Here is a 16848-nt window from a genome sequence, read left to right as displayed (position 1 = left end):
CGAATTTAAACGAGCAGGAGAGATGAAACGGACGGAAAAGTAAGCTATACTGGGAATCAACAACACATTGAGAGAGCATTCAAAATGATGTTCGAGATTGAGGGGCAAGAAAATCGGGTATGAAAGGTAAGATATTCGATGCCATCAATCGCAATCAGAGAAAAGGAATCTGCATTCACTAATGTAAAAGATTACCTTACAAGGCATAATGAGAAAATTTGAAGGAGGGAACACTTTGTCCGCACTGCATTGGGTGATTTTATCGCCTTTTTTATTCGCGCTCATCATCCCGTTTTTGTTTAAGTACGTTTCAAAAATTCATACAGGATGGTTCGTCTGGTTGTTGCCGACGGCCTTGTTCATCTACTTCATGAACTGGCTACCGGTCATCTCGTCCGGACAAGTCGTCGAGACGAGTGTGTCCTGGATTCCAGCACTCGGTATTGAGTTCACCGCTTATTTAGACGGACTGAGTATGCTGTTCGTCCTGTTGATTACCGGAATCGGGTCGCTCGTCGTCTTGTACTCGATTTTCTATCTATCGAAGAAAGAGCGGCTCGGTAACTTCTACGTCTATTTGATGCTCTTTATGGGCGCGATGCTCGGCGTCGTCTTATCGGACAACTTGATCGTCTTGTACGTGTTCTGGGAAGTGACGAGCATGGCCTCGGCCCTCCTCATCAGTTACTGGTTCCATAAAGACAAGTCGACGAAAGGTGCCCAAAAATCGATGCTCATCACCGTGGCCGGCGGACTCGCCATGCTCGGTGGATTCGTGTTGCTCTATCAAATGACGGGCACGTTCAGCATCCGAACAATCATCGAGAACGTCGATGTCGTCCAGGCGAGCCCGCTCTTCGTACCGGCGATGCTCCTCGTCCTGCTCGGCGCGTTCACGAAATCGGCCCAGTTCCCGTTCCACATCTGGTTGCCGGACGCGATGGAAGCCCCGACGCCGGTCAGTGCATACTTGCACTCGGCGACGATGGTCAAGGCCGGGATTTATCTCGTCGCTCGGATGACGCCGGTGTTCGGCGGCTCGAACGTCTGGTTCTGGACGCTGTCCATCGTCGGACTCGTGACACTCCTTTGGGGTTCAATCTCAGCCGTCCGACAAAAGGACTTGAAAGGGATTCTCGCCTTCTCGACGGTGAGTCAGCTCGGTCTCATCATGTCGCTCCTCGGTGTCGGCTCGGCCGCGCTGACGGGTGGGGCAGATGACCCGATCTACTCGCAAGCGATTCTCGTCGCGGTGTTCCACTTGTTCAACCATGCGACGTTCAAAGGCGCGCTCTTCATGGCGGTCGGGATTATCGACCACGAGACGGGGACGCGGGACATCCGCAAACTCGGGGGCTTGATGACGGTCATGCCAATCACGTTCACCGTCTCGCTCATCGGTCTCGCCTCGATGGCGGGCCTCCCGCCGTTCAACGGATTCTTGAGTAAAGAGAAGTTCTTCTCGGCGATGTTGAACGTTCGTAACTTCGAAGCGTTCGACGTCGGCTCACTCGGGTTCATGTTCCCGCTCATCGCCTGGATTGCGAGTATCTTCACGTTCCTCTACAGCTTGATCATGTTCTTCCACACGTTCCGTGGAAAGTTCGAGCCGAGCAACTATGAACGGAAGGTGCACGAGGCGCCGATCGGGATGCTCATCAGCCCGATCATTCTCGTCGTCCTCGTCATCGTCTTCGGTTTGTTCCCTAACTTGTTGTCGTACTCGATTATCGAGCCGGCGAAACAAGCGATCTTGCCGACGCTCTTGCCGGAAGGGGAACAGTTCGTCGTCGATATTAAGATTTGGCACGGGGTCAACACAGAGCTGCTCATGACGCTCGGTGTCGTCTTGATCGCCTCGTTCTTGTTCTATCTCATGCACCGTTGGATGAAACTCGCGATTTATAACCGTGAGCGTGATCCGTTCAACTGGTTCTATGACAATGCGCTCACTGGTCTCACGTCAGGTTCGCAGTGGATCACACGCCTGCAAATGACGGGGCTGTTGCGTGACTACTTCGCGTATATCTTCACGTTCATGCTGCTCCTCGTCGGCTACACGTTCTGGCGATTCGATGCGTTCGCCATCGACACGGCAAACACGAGCGTGATCGAGCCGTTCATGTGGATCTTGATCCCGCTCCTCATCGGGGCAATCGTCACGATCCCGTTCTTGAACCACCGCATCACGGCGGTCATCGTCGTCGGGGTCATCGGCTTCTTGCTCGCGCTGTTGCTCATCGTGTTCCGGGCGCCTGATCTTGCCCTCACGAAGCTCCTCGTCGAGACGGTGACGCTCGTCATCTTCATGCTCGCGTTCTACCACTTGCCGGAGATGCGGAAAGAGAAGTTCACGCCGCGTTTGAACGTGGCGAACCTCCTCATCTCGATTGGGGTCGGTGTCACGATGACGCTCGTCGCTCTTAGTTCGGCAGCGCTCGGGAACGAGGCCGGTTTTGAATCGATTTCAGATTACTTCCTCGAGAACGCGAAAGAACTTGCCGGCGGCTATAACGTCGTCAACGTCATCCTCGTCGACTTCCGTGGACTTGATACGTTGCTCGAAGTACTCGTGTTGGCCGTCGCGGCCCTCGGGATTGTCACCTTGATTAAACTACGCTTGAAAGGAGGAGAAGACGTATGAAGAGACAAGTGAGAGCCAGCAACTTGATGCTCCATAGCATCACGCGGGTCGTCACGTTCATCTTGCTCGCATTCTCGATTTATCTGTTCTTCGCCGGGCACAACAGCCCGGGCGGAGGGTTCATCGGTGGATTGATGACGGCGAGTGCGCTTCTCCTCATGTATTTGGGTTTTGACATGAAGCGTGTGAAAAAAGCGATCCCGTTCAACTTCACGACGATGATCGCCGTCGGCTTGCTCGTCGCCCTCTTTACGGGCGTCTCGAGTATGCTGTTCGGCTACCCGTTCTTGACCCAGTTTTTTGAATACTACGACTTGCCGGTACTCGGAAATACCGAGCTGTCGACGGCGCTCCCGTTTGACCTCGGTATCTACTTGGTCGTCGTAGCCATTGCCCTGACGATAATTTTAGCGATTGCGGAGGATGTTTCGTAATGGAAATACTCATGTCGATTACGGTCGGTGTCCTCTTCATGGTCGGCACTTACCTGTTACTGACGAAAAGCTTGTTGCGAATCGTGCTCGGACTCATCTTGCTGTCGCACGGGGCGCACTTCTTACTCCTGACGATGTCGGGACTACAGAGCGGGACACCACCGCTCCTTGATTTAAATTCAGAAGCGTATGCGGACCCGTTGCCACAGGCACTCGTCTTGACGGCAATCGTCATCAGCTTCGGAATGACATCATTTTTACTCGTCTTGTCTTACCGGACGTACAAAGCGTTCAAGACGGACGATTTAGAACAGTTGAGGGGGTCAGCCGATGAATAACTTGCTCGTACTCCCATTCCTCATCCCGTTCGCGATCGGGGCGATCTTGATCTTGTTCTCGAAGCAAATCGGATTGCAACGTTTCCTGAGCGGATTGACGTCGATTCTTATGCTCGGTGTCGCGGTTTACCTCCTAAGCGTCGTCCGAACCGAGGGCGTCGTCGTGTTAGAAGTCGGTAACTGGTCGGCACCGTTTGGGATCGTGCTCGTCGCGGACTTGTTCGCGGCGATCATGGTGCTCATGTCCGCCATCGTCGGACTGCTCTGTCTCTTCTTCGCCTTCCGGACGATTGCGCCGGAACGTGAAAAGTTCTACTTCTACCCGTTCTACTTCTTCTTGTTGACGGGTGTGAACGGTGCCTTCTTGACAGGGGACATCTTCAACTTGTTCGTCTTCTTCGAAGTCATGCTCATCTCGTCTTACGTCTTGATCGTCATGGGCGGGACGAACTATCAACTCCGTGAGTCGCTCAAGTACGTCGTCATGAACATCTTCGCCTCGATCTTGTTCATCGCGACGATGGCGTTCACGTACGCGGTCACCGGTACGCTCAACATGGCGCAACTCGCCGAGCGTGTCGCCGAGCTCGAGCAGGTCGGGGTATTGAACGTCATTGCAATGTTCTACTTCGTCGTCTTCGGAATGAAAGGGGCGCTGTTCCCGCTTTACTTCTGGTTGCCGCGTTCCTACTATGGACCGCCGGCCGCGGTCGCCGCTTTATTCGGTGGCTTGTTGACGAAAGTCGGGATTTACGCGATTATCCGGACGTTCACGCTCATCTTCCCGCACAATCAAGAGTTCACGCAGCCGATCCTCATCTGGGTCGGGGCGATCACAATTGTCATCGGTGGGCTCGGAGCCGTCTCGAACTTCGACTTTAAGCGCATCCTGTCGTACCACATCGTGTCGCAGGTCGGTTATATGGTCATCGGTCTCGGGCTTTACACGAGTCTCGCGATTGCGGCGGCGATTTATTATATCGTCCACAACATCATCGTGAAGACGGCGCTCTTCCTCTATGCGGGGACAGCGCAACGGATCACCGGGACGACCGATTTGAAACAGATGGGCGGCTTGTTGAAGACGCACCCGCTTCTCGGGTGGATGTTCTTCATCACCGGAATCGCCATCGCCGGGATTCCACCGTTCAGTGGCTTCGTCAGTAAGCTGTCACTCGTCGTCTCGAGCTTTGAGACGGAGCAATACGTCGTCGGCGGGATCGCACTCGCCGTCGGGATGTTGACGCTCTTCTCGATGATTAAAATCTTCATGTACGTGTTCTGGGGCGAGCAAAAGCACACGAAAGCCCAAGGCAAGACAAAAGTCGGCGACTTGTTGCTCCCGGCCATCCCGCTCGTCATCTTGACGACGGTGCTCGGTGTCGCGGCCCAGCCGATTCTCTCGTTCTTCCTCGAGGCGTCGAACCAGTTGCTCGATCCGTCGATTTATATTGATTCAGTCTTGAAAGGAGGGGGCGCATGACGTTCCAAGTCGTGTTAAACACCGTCATCGCCATCATGTGGGCGGTGCTTTGGAATAGCTATACCGGCGTCGATTTCCTGCTCGGTTATATCGTCGGGATTTTCATCCTGTTCGTCTTGCGTCGCTTCCTCCATTTCGATTTCTATATGCGTCGCGTCTTCGCCGCGTTCAAGCTGATCGCCTTGTTCATCAAGGAATTGATTATGTCGAACATCGATGTCGTCAAGGTGCTCCTCAGCCCGAAGTTCGATATCGAGCCCGGCATCATCGAGGTGCCGACACAGCTCAAGTCGGACTGGGAGTTGACGCTCCTCGCGTCGCTCATCAGCCTGACGCCGGGAACGCTCTCGATGGACTTTGCTGAAGACAAAAAGTCGATTTTCGTCCATTCGATTCACGTCCCGGATAAGGAACAGATGATTCGAGAGATTCACGACACGTTTGAGAAAGCGATTATGGAGGTGACGCACTAATGTTTAAAGTGTTGCTCATGATTGCCTTGTTCTTCATGTCCATCTCGCTCGTCATCTCGTTCATGCGGACCGTGAAAGGGCCGACGATGCCGGACCGCATCGTCGCGCTCGATGCAATCGGCATCACGCTCATCGGGGTCATCGGGATTTTGATGATCCTTCAAGAGACGATCGCGTACGCCGAAGTCATCCTCGTCATCGGGATTTTAGCGTTCATCGGGACGATCGCCTTGTCGAAATTTATTGAGAGGGGGGATATCTTTGACCGCGATTGAATGGATTGTTGCGATTCTTTGTCTCATCGGTGGATTCCTCAGCTTTGTCGGGGGAATCGGCTTTATCCGTTTCCCGGACGTCTACGGACGGACGCACTCCGCGACGAAGAGCGCCACGCTCGGCGTCATCACCGTCATGGTCGGGACGTTCCTCTACTTCCTGTTCGCGGAAGGGATGTTCTCCGGCAAGATTCTACTGACGATCATCTTCGTCTTCTTGACGGCACCGCTCGCGGCCTTGATGGTATCCCGTGCCGCCTACCGGACCGGGGTCCCGCTCTCTAACTTGACGACGCAGGACGATTTGAAAAAGAAATACCCGGAAGAACGAAAAGACGTAAACTGACACTCTCCACAGCGGGGAGTGTTTTTTAGGAGGGGTTCGATGCATCACTTTGAAATCGGCAACGACATCGAGTCGCATTCGTTCACGATCGTCGAGGCGGATCGTGAGACGTTGACGATCGCGCTGTTCGGCCATGAGGAACGGGTGCGCGTCACGGACTACGTCACGTTCGTGCGTACGCTGACGGACGCCTATCACCGGCTCGACGGGACAGCCGAGCTCGTCCGTGTAGACGGCAGCGCCCTGTTGACGCTCACGTTCAACCGAGGCCGGGTCGCGGTACGGCTCGTCCGGGACACGTCAGTTCGAACGTTTCAAACCGATCAAAGCTATGTGACGGCGGCGCTCGCGCAAATCGGGATTGTCGAATAGGTTGTGACAAAAGCGGGAAAAGAGCATATGATAGAGGTTGACTATACGGAAAGGGGTGTCGGGTATGGATGGCACGAAACGCGCGGACATTCGCCCAGGGCTCCACGTCCAGATTGTCCTAAAACAAGATCAGCGGAGTGGGAAGTTGACGAAAGGCGTCGTCAAAGACATTTTGACGAACTCGCCACGTCACCCGCACGGCATAAAAGTACGCTTAAGCGATGGACAGGTCGGTCGAGTGAAAGTGATCGAAGCTGGAGGTGAATGACATGAGTGAAAAGAAAATGAGTTTTCAAGAGGCGATGAAACAAAAGCTCGCCGAGAAGAAACAAAGTCAGACGAAAGTGCCGACAGGCCTTCATGGGACGAAGCAGAAGCCGTTGACGAACCAGTTGACGAAGAAGCCGAACAACCAGAAGAAACGGACAGGCATCTAAAAGGCAGCCGCTCAATCGAGCGACTGCCTTTTTCCTTCGTTCACACATGTTCAGTCATGCGACGTACCAACGAATAGCCCGTTGTTGAAGTCATCGAGAATTTTTTGGTAGTACTTCATTTGGTCGATATCCTTGTATTTCAACGCATTGTCTGCACCGGCAATCATCTCACCCACGGTCAAACCGACCTCGACTCCGCTATCTTTGTAGACGAGATCAAGGTTTTGGAAATCAGCGTCGTTCAACAGGACGTTGATTTTCGCGGCCGTCAGCTGCATGATCAACCGTTTTTCTTCGGTCATCCCTTTTTTTGCGGGATCCATGAGAAGGGCAAGGGCTGCGCGATCATGAATCACACTATAGTCTTTTCCATCAATAGTAATGACTGTGCCGTACGAGAACGTCACTTTGTCGAAATTGAAGATGTTTTTCCAGAAGCCGATTGTAAACACATCATAGTCGTCCATTGGTGGCGGTGGTGGTGTGCACTCTTCCACCGTCAACGTGACGTAGCGAACCCATGGGTTGCCGACACCAGGGTCACCTGGATAGGCGGTCTCGTCTTCACCGTTCACGACTGTATCCAAATGGAGGAAAACATTGAATTGGAAACCGTCCGACAAGAGTGTCGATACAGGGACTCCGAGGTAAAAGGCGAGATCCGCATACGAAATCAGCAGATGTGTCGGATCCACGTTTGAAGACGTTTTAAAGTCGTATGCGCCTGGGCTTCCCCGTTCAAGCGACTCGGTCAATAAACGGAAATCAATCTTGATGTTTTCAGGGTCATTTTTTAGCACGACCCCGTCATTCAAATCAATGACGATTTTCAGCCCGTTTGCGACAAACTCAAAGTCGACCGTACCGATGGGGATGTTTTGTCCCGCATAAATCGTTTTATCCGATGTCGTCGACACGCACCATTGTTGACTACTTTCTTCCGCGACTACTCCTTTCATTGGCAACAGCGACAGCGCGAACATGAGCACGAACAAAAGCGACCACCATTTGCGATGCTTCTTCATTTCATTCCCTTCTTTCTTCGTGATGACTGAACGTGGTGTTGTAGAAGGCGCGCACCTATAGTTATTTATTACCCGGTAGGTCGGGATTCATTCAGGATTCGGGAAATATTGATAGAAAAACAATCAGATTCATTAACAAATCTATTCATAAAGCGAACATTACGAAGTAAGTTGAATCGTATCATCACTATAGGGCTGGGAAATAAAGATTTATAATTTCTTTTTGAACAATATGTAAGCGCTTTAAGTGTCGTTTTTTCGGGATTTATGTCGAAACTTGTGTGAATTTTATGTGAACTGACCTGTAAAAAAATTATTGCTAATTGTCAGAATCTTTGTATAATTCAAAATAAGACATTATAAAAATCGTAACAACTTCAGATTCGCACAACAGGGAGGAACTTATTCATGGAAGCCGTACAAAACTTATTGCAAGGAAGCGTCGACTTTTTAAACAACATCTTGTGGACGTACGTGTTGATCGTCGCGCTTGTCGGAGCCGGGATTTACTTCACGGTCAAAACACGATTTATGCAGTTCCGTTACTTAAAAGAGATGTTCCGTGTCGTCACTGACAAATCAGACGTCACACTCGCAAAAGATGGCAAGAGTATCAGTTCAGCGAAATCGTTCTTCATCGGAGCGGCAACACGAATCGGTACAGGGAACTTGGCCGGTGTCACGGTCGCGATCACGCTCGGTGGCCCAGGTGCCGTCTTCTGGATGTGGATCGTCGCCCTCCTTGGTGGCGCGACAGCGATGATTGAGAGCACGCTCGCGCAAGTATATAAAGTAAAAGATGACGTCGCTTACCGCGGCGGTCCAGCATACTACATCGAAAAAGGCCTCAACAACCGTGTTCTCGGTATCGTCTTCGCGGTCTTGATCGCGTTCACGTTCGGTCTCATCTTCAACTCGGTACAATCGAACACGATCGCAGCGGCGTTTGACAACGCGTTCGGTCTTGAAGCCGCAATCGGCGGTGTCATCCTCGTCGTCTTGACAGGTCTCGTCATTTTCGGTGGCGTGCAACGTGTCGCCAACTTCTCGGCAATCGTCGTCCCAATCATGGCCGTTCTCTACTTGGTCGTCGCGCTTTACGTCGTCGTCGTGAACATCGCAGAAATGCCAGCAGTCATCGGGATGATCTTCCAGAGCGCGTTCGGTCTCGAGCAGGCGTTCGGTGGTTCAGTCGGTGCGGCCATCATGATGGGTGTACGTCGTGGTCTCTTCTCGAACGAAGCTGGTATGGGTTCGGCTCCAAACGCTGCAGCGACTGCGGAAGTTTCGCACCCTGCGAAACAAGGTTTCATGCAGACACTCGGTGTTTTCTTGGATACGTTGATCGTCTGTACGGCAACGGCTGCAATCGTCCTTCTCTCAGACAGCTATGCAGCAGGTAACGGGGAAGGCATCGCACTTCTTCAAAACGCATTGGCTGAGCAAATCGGAGCGTGGGCGCCAGCTTTCATCGCCATCAGCGTCCTCTTATTCGCGTTCAGTTCAATCGTCGGAAGTTACTACTACGGTGAGACGAACATCGAGTTCATCAAGAAGAGTAAAGCTGCCGTCTTCGGTTTCCGTTTACTCACAATGGGCTTCGTCTTCATCGGATCGGTCGCAAGTCTTGGATTCGTCTGGAGCCTCGCTGACTTGTTCATGGCGGGGATGACACTCATCAACTTGGCAGCCATCATCCTTCTTGGTGGTGTTGCCTTCAAAGTCCTTCGTGACTACGAAGAGCAACGGGCTCAAGGACTCAACCCACGCTTCTCAGCTCGTAAACTCGGCATTGAGAACACGGAGTGCTGGGACGTGGAAGAAGAGGAAGTCGCACAAGGTACGGTCCAAGCGGCCGCGGCTGACTCATCAAAAGCATAATGGATGCAACAACAGGGGCCCTGCTCATCGGGGCCCCTGTCTTTATGCGTTCTGACGAATCGATTCGACGTTCGTCGACGTCTGTGCGTTCAAATGGAGGTACGTCGCGGCGACGAACAAGGCACCGCCGACGATGTTGCCGAGTGTGGCGAACAACAAGTTGTTGAATGCGAGGCCGACGTTAACCATCTCCGACGGTGCGTAATAGAGGGCCAGTCCGAAAATCCCCATGTTGGCGATGGAGTGTTCGAAACCGGCGGCGAAAAAAGCGACGACCGGGAGCATCGTCAACATGATTTTGGCGACGTCATGTTGTGTCTTCAGCGGCATGAAGATGGCGATACAGACGAGCACGTTACATAGAATCCCTTTTAAGAAGATGGCGAACGCATCGGTCCCCATCTTCTTCGCGGCGACGACGGCCAAGAGGTGGTCGCTCCCGACCTCGCCCATGCTATGGGCACCGACGACGAGGGCGACGAGCAGGAGCGCACCGACCAAGTTGCCGACCCAACTGACACCCCAGACGGCGAGGAGGTCGCGCCACGACACCCGTTTCCGCTTCGCGCCTGTATATAAGTACATCGTGTTGCTCGTGAACAATTCCCCACCCATCCAGACGATAAAGACGAGCGCGACAGAGAAACTCATCCCGGCGAACAGCATCGTACCGGGCACATCGATGAACATGTTCCCGACCGAGAACGCGAAGACGACCCCGATCCCGATGAGAAATCCGGCGACGATGGACCGGAGCGCGTATTGTCCGAACGCGTGACGCAACAGCGTCGTCTTTTTATGCGCCGCTTCTTCCATATAATCGATAACTTGTTTTTCCATTTAAACGACCTCCTTCGACACTTTAAGTCTAGGAGGTCTCCATAAAGTTTGCAATTGTTTTCACAAACTTTTGTGGGGGGTGTATGAACTGTTCACAGCGTCGCCACGAGTTCGACTTTCATCCGGTCCGGGTCTTCGAAATAAAGCGCGATATAGTTCGGCCCGCCGGCATGAGGGAAACGGTCGGCGTATAGCTCCGTGAATCCACGATGCGGCAGTTCTGAGCGTAGCCGTTCGAGCTGTTCCAATGAATCGGCATGAAAGGCGAGGTGGTTCAAGCCGGTCTTCTTCCGGTGATACGGCGGCTCGAGGTGTTCGGGCTCCGTCTGGACGAAGACGAGGTACGTTTTCTCGAACTTATAACTTTGCCCCTTGTCCCATTGTTGATATAGCGTATAACCGAGTTCGTTGAGGAGCCAGTCCCAGGCGGTCAGGCTCTTTTTCAAATCAGAGACGTACAATTCGACATGATGCAACATCGGGCTCATCCTTCCGTCGGACGTTTCGAAACCGTCCATTTAGTATAATGGTTATTATACGACGAATGCAGGGGGAACCATATGGACAATACGGGGCTTGTCTCGAACATTTTGATTGCCGGGAAGACCGGCGTCGGGAAGAGTGCATTTTTAAACTATATATACGGCCGTGATATCGCGGCGTCGCGAGCGGGCAGCCCGGTGACAGAGGAAGGGTTGCACGAATATGAATATTACGACCTCGAACGCGGCATCCTGTTCCGTTTCTTCGATACGTGGGGGCTTGAGGCCGACCGCTCGGACGAGTGGCATGAAGCGGTGCTCGCCGTCGTCAATGAACGGGAAGGCGCGCTCGATATCGCCGATTGGTTCCATACGATTTACTATCTGCTGTCCATCAACTCGGGCCGTGTCGAGGCGTACGAGATTGACTCGATATTGAGACCGCTCTATGAGAAAGAAAGCAACGTGACGATCATCTTGACGAACTATAACCCCGAGAGCGCAATGAACGTTGAGAAGGCGGAGGCGATGGAGTCCGTCCTCATGCGCGAGCTCGGTATCCCACGCGAGGCGATGATACGAGTCAACAGCGTCGAGAAGAAGCTACTGAGCGGACAGCTCGTCCCGCGACTCGGTTACGATGCCGTCTGGACAAGAAATCGGGTGAATTTATGGCAAGACGTCGAGCGGAAGTTGCCGCTCAACTTGACGAACCATCTACTTGGCGAACTCGAGGCGTGGCGGGACCGCAGCCATCGCGTCGCCGAATCGATTCGCATCTTCACCCCGCAGGCGACGATCAGCTGGAAGGCGCGTCAAATCGAGAAAGATTTGGAAGCGACGCTCGAAGCGGCCGCGGAGACGACAGAAGAGGCGATGGCAGAAGGCATTCGTCACTACATCCAACTGATGGAACGGTATCCGCTCGTCGGTGCCCCGTCCGACCTTGTGTTCAAGACGCGCCGCGTCGAGCTCGGCTTCGACTATTCGTTCAAGCGGACGATTCGAAAGATGGTGCTCGGCATGATTCCGGGCGTGCACTTCATCTATTGGGCATTCAAGCGCCGGACGGCCGAACGTGGCATCAAAAAGGCCGTCAATCAACAGTATGAGGTCGTCAAACAGACGATTGAATTCGATGTGCGCCGCGGATTCGAAGAAGAGATGCGTCGGCTCGGCCGGACGCTCAGTCAATAAGGAGGAAGCAAGATGGAGAAAAAAGCACCGTTCAACTTGGATACGTATGATTTGAAAGAAGAGCTCGACCGTTTACGGGGCAAAGTGAAGAAACCGAACATCTTAATCGCCGGGGCGACCGGGTCGGGGAAGAGCTCGGTCGTCAATCACGTCTTCGGACGGGATTTGACGAAAGTGGCCGCGGGGGAACCGGTCACGCGAGGCATCCATGAATTTAAAAGTGAAGACGTTGCCATCGTCCTATACGATAGTGAGGGCTATGAGATCGGCAGTGCGCGCCAAGAAGCGTATGCGGATGAAGTCATCGGGTTCGTCGAGCGGGCCGGTTCAAAAGGGGCGGCTGAACAGATGCATCTCGTCTGGTATGCGATCAACGCTTCGATGAAGCGGGTCACCCCGCTCGACAAGGCACTGATCCGTCGTTTGAACGACGTCACGTCGGTCGCGGTCGTCTTCACACAAATCGACCAAGTCGACCTCGATGAGTTGGCAGCGCTACGTGAGGAAGTGAAGGATGTCGTGGCGAACGATGCGGTATTCCAAGTGAGCGTCGCCTCGGAATTATTGAGTGACTCGGAGCTACGTGTCCATTTGGACTGGGAGCGGCTCGTAACCTGGTCGGTCGAGCAGCTCGACCAGTCGCTTCAGGAAGGGCTACTCATGGAAGTCCGTGCCGAGAGCGAGGAGATGCTCAAACTGAAGCGGAAGAAAGCGAACCGCATCATCTCGGGTTACGTGGCCAGCGCCGGAACAGCCGCAGCCGTGCCGCTCCCGTTCGCGGACGCCATCGCCTTGACGCCGATTCAAGTGACGATGAGCGTGCATCTTTTCCGCTATTGGGGCGTCAAGACGAACGATGACATGCTCCGGGCGTTGATTGGCAGCACCGTGATCCCACAAATCGGGCGGGCGCTCTCGAAGACGATTCTGTTGAACGTCATGAAGTTTTTCCCAGGAGCGAACGCGGCGGCGAGCGTCATCAATGCGACGGTCGCGTCAGGCATCACGTGGGCGATTGGCCTCGCTATCAATGAGGTCGCCTATCGGAACGCGATGGACTCGTCGAAGACGATCGAGCAACTGTTGAACAGTGACTTCGGCTCATTGTTCGAGCAGTTCATGGCCCAAAATCCGGTGACGAAAAAGAAAGACTGAATCGAACAATACAGAGGAGCGATTAGATGAAGAAACGAATCTATATTACGAGACGACTGCCGGAAGAGGCCGTGGCCCCGCTACGTGAGAACTACGAGGTCCGCATGTGGAGTGAAGAAGCGAGTAGTGTGCCACGTGACGTCTTGCTAGAAGAAGCTAGCACGGCGCACGCACTGTGGACGATGCTGAGCGATTCGATTGACCGAGAGTTGATTGAGCAGTCCCCGAACCTCGAGGTAATTTCGAATTTGGCGGTCGGCTACAACAACATCGACATCGAAACGGCGAAAGCGAATGGCATCATCGTGACGAATACACCGGACGTCTTGACAGAAACGACGGCGGATTTGGCGTTCGGTCTCATGATGATGACGGCACGCCGGCTCGGAGAGGCCGAGCGTGACCTTCGCGCCGGCGAGTGGAAGTCCTGGACACCGATGGGCTATGTCGGCATGGACTTGTATCAGGCAAAACTCGGGATTATTGGAATGGGGCGTATCGGTGAAGCGGTGGCGCGCCGTGCACGTGGCTTTAATATGGATGTGCTGTACCATAATCGGACAAGACGGCATGAATCCGAATCGATGTACGGATTTGTTTACGCGGAACTCGATGATTTGCTCGCTGAATCCGATTTCGTCGTCGTGTTGGCCCCGCTCACGGAAGAGACGCGCGGTCTCATCGATGCGAAAGCGCTCGCGAAGATGAAATCGACGGCCGTGTTCATCAACGTCGCCCGCGGTGAGATTGTCGATGAGGAAGCGCTTTATGACGCGTTACATGAGAAACGGATTTGGGCGGCCGGACTCGACGTGTTTGCGAAAGAGCCGGTGTCGATGGATCATCCACTCTTGACGCTCCCGAACGTGACGACGCTCCCACATATCGGCAGCGCCTCGATCAAGACGCGTCTCGCCATGATGGAACTGAACCGCCAAGCGATTGTGAACGTGCTCGAAGGAGAAGAGCCGAAAAATCGATTGACGTGAAAAAAAGGAGTCTGACGCATAGGTCAGACTCCTCAGATTGTTGACTAACAGAATGTTTTCGCTCATCCGCTTGGCGCCTCCGCTTTCCTAGGGGCGAGCAGGGAGCCGCATCGCGACGTTGTCGCTGCTGGGTCTCCCTTCGCTCGCTGACCTCTAAGGAGTCTACGGCGCCGTCGGATGAACGCCGCGAGAGGCCGCCCTTTGGTGGCCTTTCGTCTTTTTTATGTCGTTCAGAGCGCCTCGAGACCATTGAATCGAAAAGAAGACGAACCACATCGTGACGGGTGATTTGGTTCGTCAACAGCCTAAGGAGTCTGACGCGTAGGTCAGACTCCTTTTGGTTTAGAAGCGGCGGACGTTGTCCGGGTCTTCAAAATCGTTGCGCAGCGCCCGGTCGTCGAGACCGCGCAATTTCGCTTCTTTATCATTCAGTTCAGCTTTCTCATCCAGTCTGTCTTGCTCTGGGTCGACAGCTCGATTTGGATTGTCACCGGTCGTTTCATTAAATCGGGTCGAGTCGATTTCAAGTCCGTCGGCCGTATGGTGGCCTTGATGGCTTGTCCCATGCGTCGATTCGTTGAAACGTGTGGAGTCGATCGTTAACCCATCGTTGTGGCGACGTTCGAAGTCTTCGTCGACATAGATGAGAATTTTCCCGTCTTCGACGTCACGGTAGTGGCGATTTACTTCTTCTTCGCTTAGTCCCATGTTGCGAAGCCCGCTATGCACATCTTCTTTTCCACTTAAGAACGCACGGACTTTGTCGAACCAGCCGGTCTCATGAGACGCCTCGGTATGGACGTCCGTTTGACGACGTAAAATCGAGACGTTGTCTTCATGTTTCGCGACGACATAAATGTCCGAGTCTTTGTAGCCTTTTGCGCGCAACTCTTCGATTTTACCAAGTGCTGACTGCTGGGTTTCGTACATGCTGACGAATTGTTTCTCACTCATGTCTGTTTCCTCCTTATTTTATAATCGACGATGGTCTTCTAAACCGGAGTGTCCGCGAACGATCGGGTCGTCTTTCGTGCCACGTGGTTCTTCATCGTGGTCATTGAACGGTTTGGCATCAAAGGCGATGCCGTCCGCCTCTTCCCCTTTTTCATGATCGAGTTCGCTGTCTTTTTTATACATGTTTGGATAGCGCTCATAGGAATGCTTGTCGACATAAAGTAATAGTTTGCCATTGTCGATTGCCGTGTAATACTCTTCTGCTTCTGCATCGCTCAAGCCCATATTACGCAACTCGTCACGAATCCGGTCACTTCCGTGTAAGAACGATTTGACGCGGTCGAGCCAGTTGACGTCTCGAATGCCCGCTTCTGCATTCACATCGGTGTGATAGCGCAGGGCAGAGATTTCCCCATCTCGTTTGGCAACGACGTGCATGTTCTTCTCAGCTTCCCCGGCTGTTCGAAGCTCATCCACCTTATCCATCACTTCTTGTTCACTTGAAAAGAGCCCAATAATTTTACGGTCCGACATAGTGTGCCTCCTTCAATCTATTTTTTACTGTACAAATTGGCGTCACGGTATTAATAATTTCCGTTCTTGCCGAACTTCAAACAAAAAACGCCTTCTCTAACGAAAAGGCGTCTGTCGATTAGTAATAGAGGATGACGTCGTCGTTGCCGAGCCGGCAACGCGTGTTGCGCCAGACGAACTCAATCAGTGTCCATAGCGCCATGAAACCGCTGAGGCCAAGAAGGACGAGTGCATACAGCGGCGTTAATTGAATGAGAAACGACCATTCGAGCGCCATGAGTACAGGTTGGGTCAAAATGACGAACCCGATGTAGACGAGCACGATGAAGACAGCAAACAAGACACGCCGACCGAGCGTCTGGAAGTGGTGGCGGAATCGCGTCAACAAGCCGAAAACGGCACCCGTCAACAGGACCGGCAGGATGAAGCCGAAGTAATCGATGGCATACATGCCGGTCGGGGCCGTGAAGAGGCGCAGGCTGAACACGTCGTCCATGACGAGGAGCAGATTGGCGTAGGCGAAGGCGAGAATCATGCCAAGTAGCCAGCCGAACTGATTCCAAGCTCGACGTGACGATTTCATCGCCTCGATTTTCGTATAGGCGAGAAACGAGACGTCGCGCATCTCGATGTCTTGCAGCTTCAATTTCATGTCATTCAATCGATCGACGGCCCAATCGAACTCGCGATTGACTTGCGTCTTTTCGTGAGGTTTCAATTCCTCCGATTGTTCGATGAGCGTGTGGTAGCGTCGGCGGAACTCTTCATTCGTCACGGGCTTTTCAATTAAGAACGTGGCATATTCTTCCGGTGACTGACTGAGCAGGCCGTCGAGTGATTGCCCGTTCTTCTCGGCCTGATTCATATAGCCGGCGAGACTGTCGAGTAGCCGTTCCGCTTCCGCTTCATCGTCAACTAAGTCCAGCAAGTGAGTTCGAACTTGGTCATAAAACGCTTGGAGGGCGGGGTCGGTAAAGATAGGTTGTTTC

General features: G+C 53.1%; 20 protein-coding genes. 14 read left to right on the top strand and 6 right to left on the bottom strand.

Annotated elements, in window-relative coordinates; translation table 11 throughout:
- The first annotated feature begins 235 nt into the window (after positions 1 to 235).
- The 10 genes from KB235_RS01150 (at position 236) to KB235_RS01105 (ending at position 6802) form a co-directional block, all read left to right on the top strand.
- Positions 236 to 2644, top strand: a complete 2409-nt coding sequence (locus KB235_RS01150; RefSeq protein ID WP_211780167.1) for a Na+/H+ antiporter subunit A — start codon at positions 236 to 238, stop codon at positions 2642 to 2644.
- Positions 2641 to 3078: a Na(+)/H(+) antiporter subunit B gene (locus KB235_RS01145; protein ID WP_034816925.1), complete on the top strand. Its 438-nt coding sequence runs from the start codon at positions 2641 to 2643 to the stop codon at positions 3076 to 3078. The genes KB235_RS01150 and KB235_RS01145 overlap by 4 nt, the downstream gene beginning before the upstream one ends.
- Positions 3078 to 3416 (top strand): Na(+)/H(+) antiporter subunit C, encoded by a 339-nt coding sequence (locus tag KB235_RS01140; RefSeq protein ID WP_034816924.1) that lies wholly within the window; start codon positions 3078 to 3080, stop codon positions 3414 to 3416. Before KB235_RS01145 ends, KB235_RS01140 begins: the two co-directional genes overlap by 1 nt.
- On the top strand, positions 3409 to 4899 hold the full coding sequence (locus tag KB235_RS01135; RefSeq protein ID WP_034816922.1) for a Na+/H+ antiporter subunit D: 1491 nt from the start codon (positions 3409 to 3411) through the stop codon (positions 4897 to 4899). The genes KB235_RS01140 and KB235_RS01135 overlap by 8 nt, the downstream gene beginning before the upstream one ends.
- A complete protein-coding gene (locus KB235_RS01130; RefSeq protein WP_034816920.1) occupies positions 4896 to 5372 on the top strand; it encodes a Na+/H+ antiporter subunit E in 477 nt (158 codons plus the stop codon). Before KB235_RS01135 ends, KB235_RS01130 begins: the two co-directional genes overlap by 4 nt.
- A complete protein-coding gene (locus KB235_RS01125; RefSeq protein ID WP_211780166.1) occupies positions 5372 to 5647 on the top strand; it encodes a Na(+)/H(+) antiporter subunit F1 in 276 nt (91 codons plus the stop codon). Before KB235_RS01130 ends, KB235_RS01125 begins: the two co-directional genes overlap by 1 nt.
- Positions 5634 to 5993, top strand: a complete 360-nt coding sequence (gene mnhG, locus KB235_RS01120; protein ID WP_211780165.1) for a monovalent cation/H(+) antiporter subunit G — start codon at positions 5634 to 5636, stop codon at positions 5991 to 5993. Before KB235_RS01125 ends, mnhG begins: the two co-directional genes overlap by 14 nt.
- Before the next feature lie 39 nt (positions 5994 to 6032).
- Entirely contained in the window at positions 6033 to 6365 is a 333-nt protein-coding gene (locus KB235_RS01115) for a hypothetical protein (protein ID WP_211780164.1), read from the top strand.
- Between the two features lie 64 nt (positions 6366 to 6429).
- Positions 6430 to 6633: a YwbE family protein gene (locus KB235_RS01110; RefSeq protein WP_024370994.1), complete on the top strand. Its 204-nt coding sequence runs from the start codon at positions 6430 to 6432 to the stop codon at positions 6631 to 6633.
- Position 6634: 1 nt separating this feature from the next.
- On the top strand, positions 6635 to 6802 hold the full coding sequence (locus KB235_RS01105; RefSeq protein WP_167331255.1) for a hypothetical protein: 168 nt from the start codon (positions 6635 to 6637) through the stop codon (positions 6800 to 6802).
- Between the two features lie 50 nt (positions 6803 to 6852).
- Here KB235_RS01105 and KB235_RS01100 read toward each other — a convergent pair whose 3' ends face one another.
- The gene (locus KB235_RS01100) at positions 6853 to 7827 is read right to left on the bottom strand and encodes a hypothetical protein (RefSeq protein WP_211780163.1); all 975 of its coding nucleotides are present in this window, start codon (positions 7825 to 7827) and stop codon (positions 6853 to 6855) included.
- Positions 7828 to 8235: 408 nt separating this feature from the next.
- Here KB235_RS01100 and KB235_RS01095 point away from each other — a divergent pair, with 408 nt between their 5' ends.
- A complete protein-coding gene (locus KB235_RS01095; RefSeq protein WP_211780162.1) occupies positions 8236 to 9708 on the top strand; it encodes an alanine/glycine:cation symporter family protein in 1473 nt (490 codons plus the stop codon).
- Between the two features lie 42 nt (positions 9709 to 9750).
- Here the strand turns inward: KB235_RS01095 and KB235_RS01090 are convergent, their stop codons facing one another.
- The gene (locus KB235_RS01090; RefSeq protein ID WP_211780161.1) at positions 9751 to 10548 is read right to left on the bottom strand and encodes a formate/nitrite transporter family protein; all 798 of its coding nucleotides are present in this window, start codon (positions 10546 to 10548) and stop codon (positions 9751 to 9753) included.
- A gap of 92 nt (positions 10549 to 10640) precedes the next feature.
- Positions 10641 to 11027, bottom strand: a complete 387-nt coding sequence (locus tag KB235_RS01085; RefSeq protein WP_081852690.1) for a VOC family protein — start codon at positions 11025 to 11027, stop codon at positions 10641 to 10643.
- Positions 11028 to 11108: 81 nt separating this feature from the next.
- On the opposite strand from KB235_RS01085, the gene KB235_RS01080 reads away from it, so the two are divergent.
- Genes KB235_RS01080 through KB235_RS01070 form a run of 3 tightly spaced genes read left to right on the top strand, consistent with a single transcriptional unit; the run spans position 11109 to position 14371 of the window.
- On the top strand, positions 11109 to 12227 hold the full coding sequence (locus KB235_RS01080) for a GTPase (protein ID WP_211780160.1): 1119 nt from the start codon (positions 11109 to 11111) through the stop codon (positions 12225 to 12227).
- 12 nt (positions 12228 to 12239) lie between these two features.
- Positions 12240 to 13382 carry a YcjF family protein gene (locus KB235_RS01075; protein ID WP_211780159.1) on the top strand — a complete coding sequence of 381 codons (1143 nt, stop codon included), beginning with the start codon at positions 12240 to 12242 and terminating at the stop codon, positions 13380 to 13382.
- Positions 13383 to 13408: 26 nt separating this feature from the next.
- Positions 13409 to 14371, top strand: coding sequence for a 2-hydroxyacid dehydrogenase (locus KB235_RS01070; RefSeq protein WP_211780158.1), 963 nt, complete (start codon positions 13409 to 13411; stop codon positions 14369 to 14371).
- Positions 14372 to 14713: 342 nt separating this feature from the next.
- Here KB235_RS01070 and KB235_RS01065 read toward each other — a convergent pair whose 3' ends face one another.
- The 3 genes from KB235_RS01065 to KB235_RS01055 all read right to left on the bottom strand — a co-directional run bounded on the left by KB235_RS01065 (position 14714) and on the right by KB235_RS01055 (position 16787).
- Positions 14714 to 15325 (bottom strand): YflT domain-containing protein, encoded by a 612-nt coding sequence (locus KB235_RS01065; RefSeq protein WP_211780157.1) that lies wholly within the window; start codon positions 15323 to 15325, stop codon positions 14714 to 14716.
- An 18-nt stretch (positions 15326 to 15343) separates the two neighbouring features.
- Entirely contained in the window at positions 15344 to 15859 is a 516-nt protein-coding gene (locus KB235_RS01060; RefSeq protein WP_034807990.1) for a YflT domain-containing protein, read from the bottom strand.
- A 118-nt stretch (positions 15860 to 15977) separates the two neighbouring features.
- On the bottom strand, positions 15978 to 16787 hold the full coding sequence (locus KB235_RS01055; RefSeq protein ID WP_246514285.1) for a hypothetical protein: 810 nt from the start codon (positions 16785 to 16787) through the stop codon (positions 15978 to 15980).
- Positions 16788 to 16848: the final 61 nt, after the last annotated feature.

The sequence above is a fragment of the Exiguobacterium alkaliphilum genome (assembly GCF_018138125.1).
In the GTDB taxonomy this organism is placed as follows: Bacteria; Bacillota; Bacilli; order Exiguobacteriales; family Exiguobacteriaceae; genus Exiguobacterium; species Exiguobacterium alkaliphilum.
The sequence above is the reverse complement of the archived record's forward strand: the minus strand, read 5'-3'. Positions and strand labels throughout refer to the sequence as shown.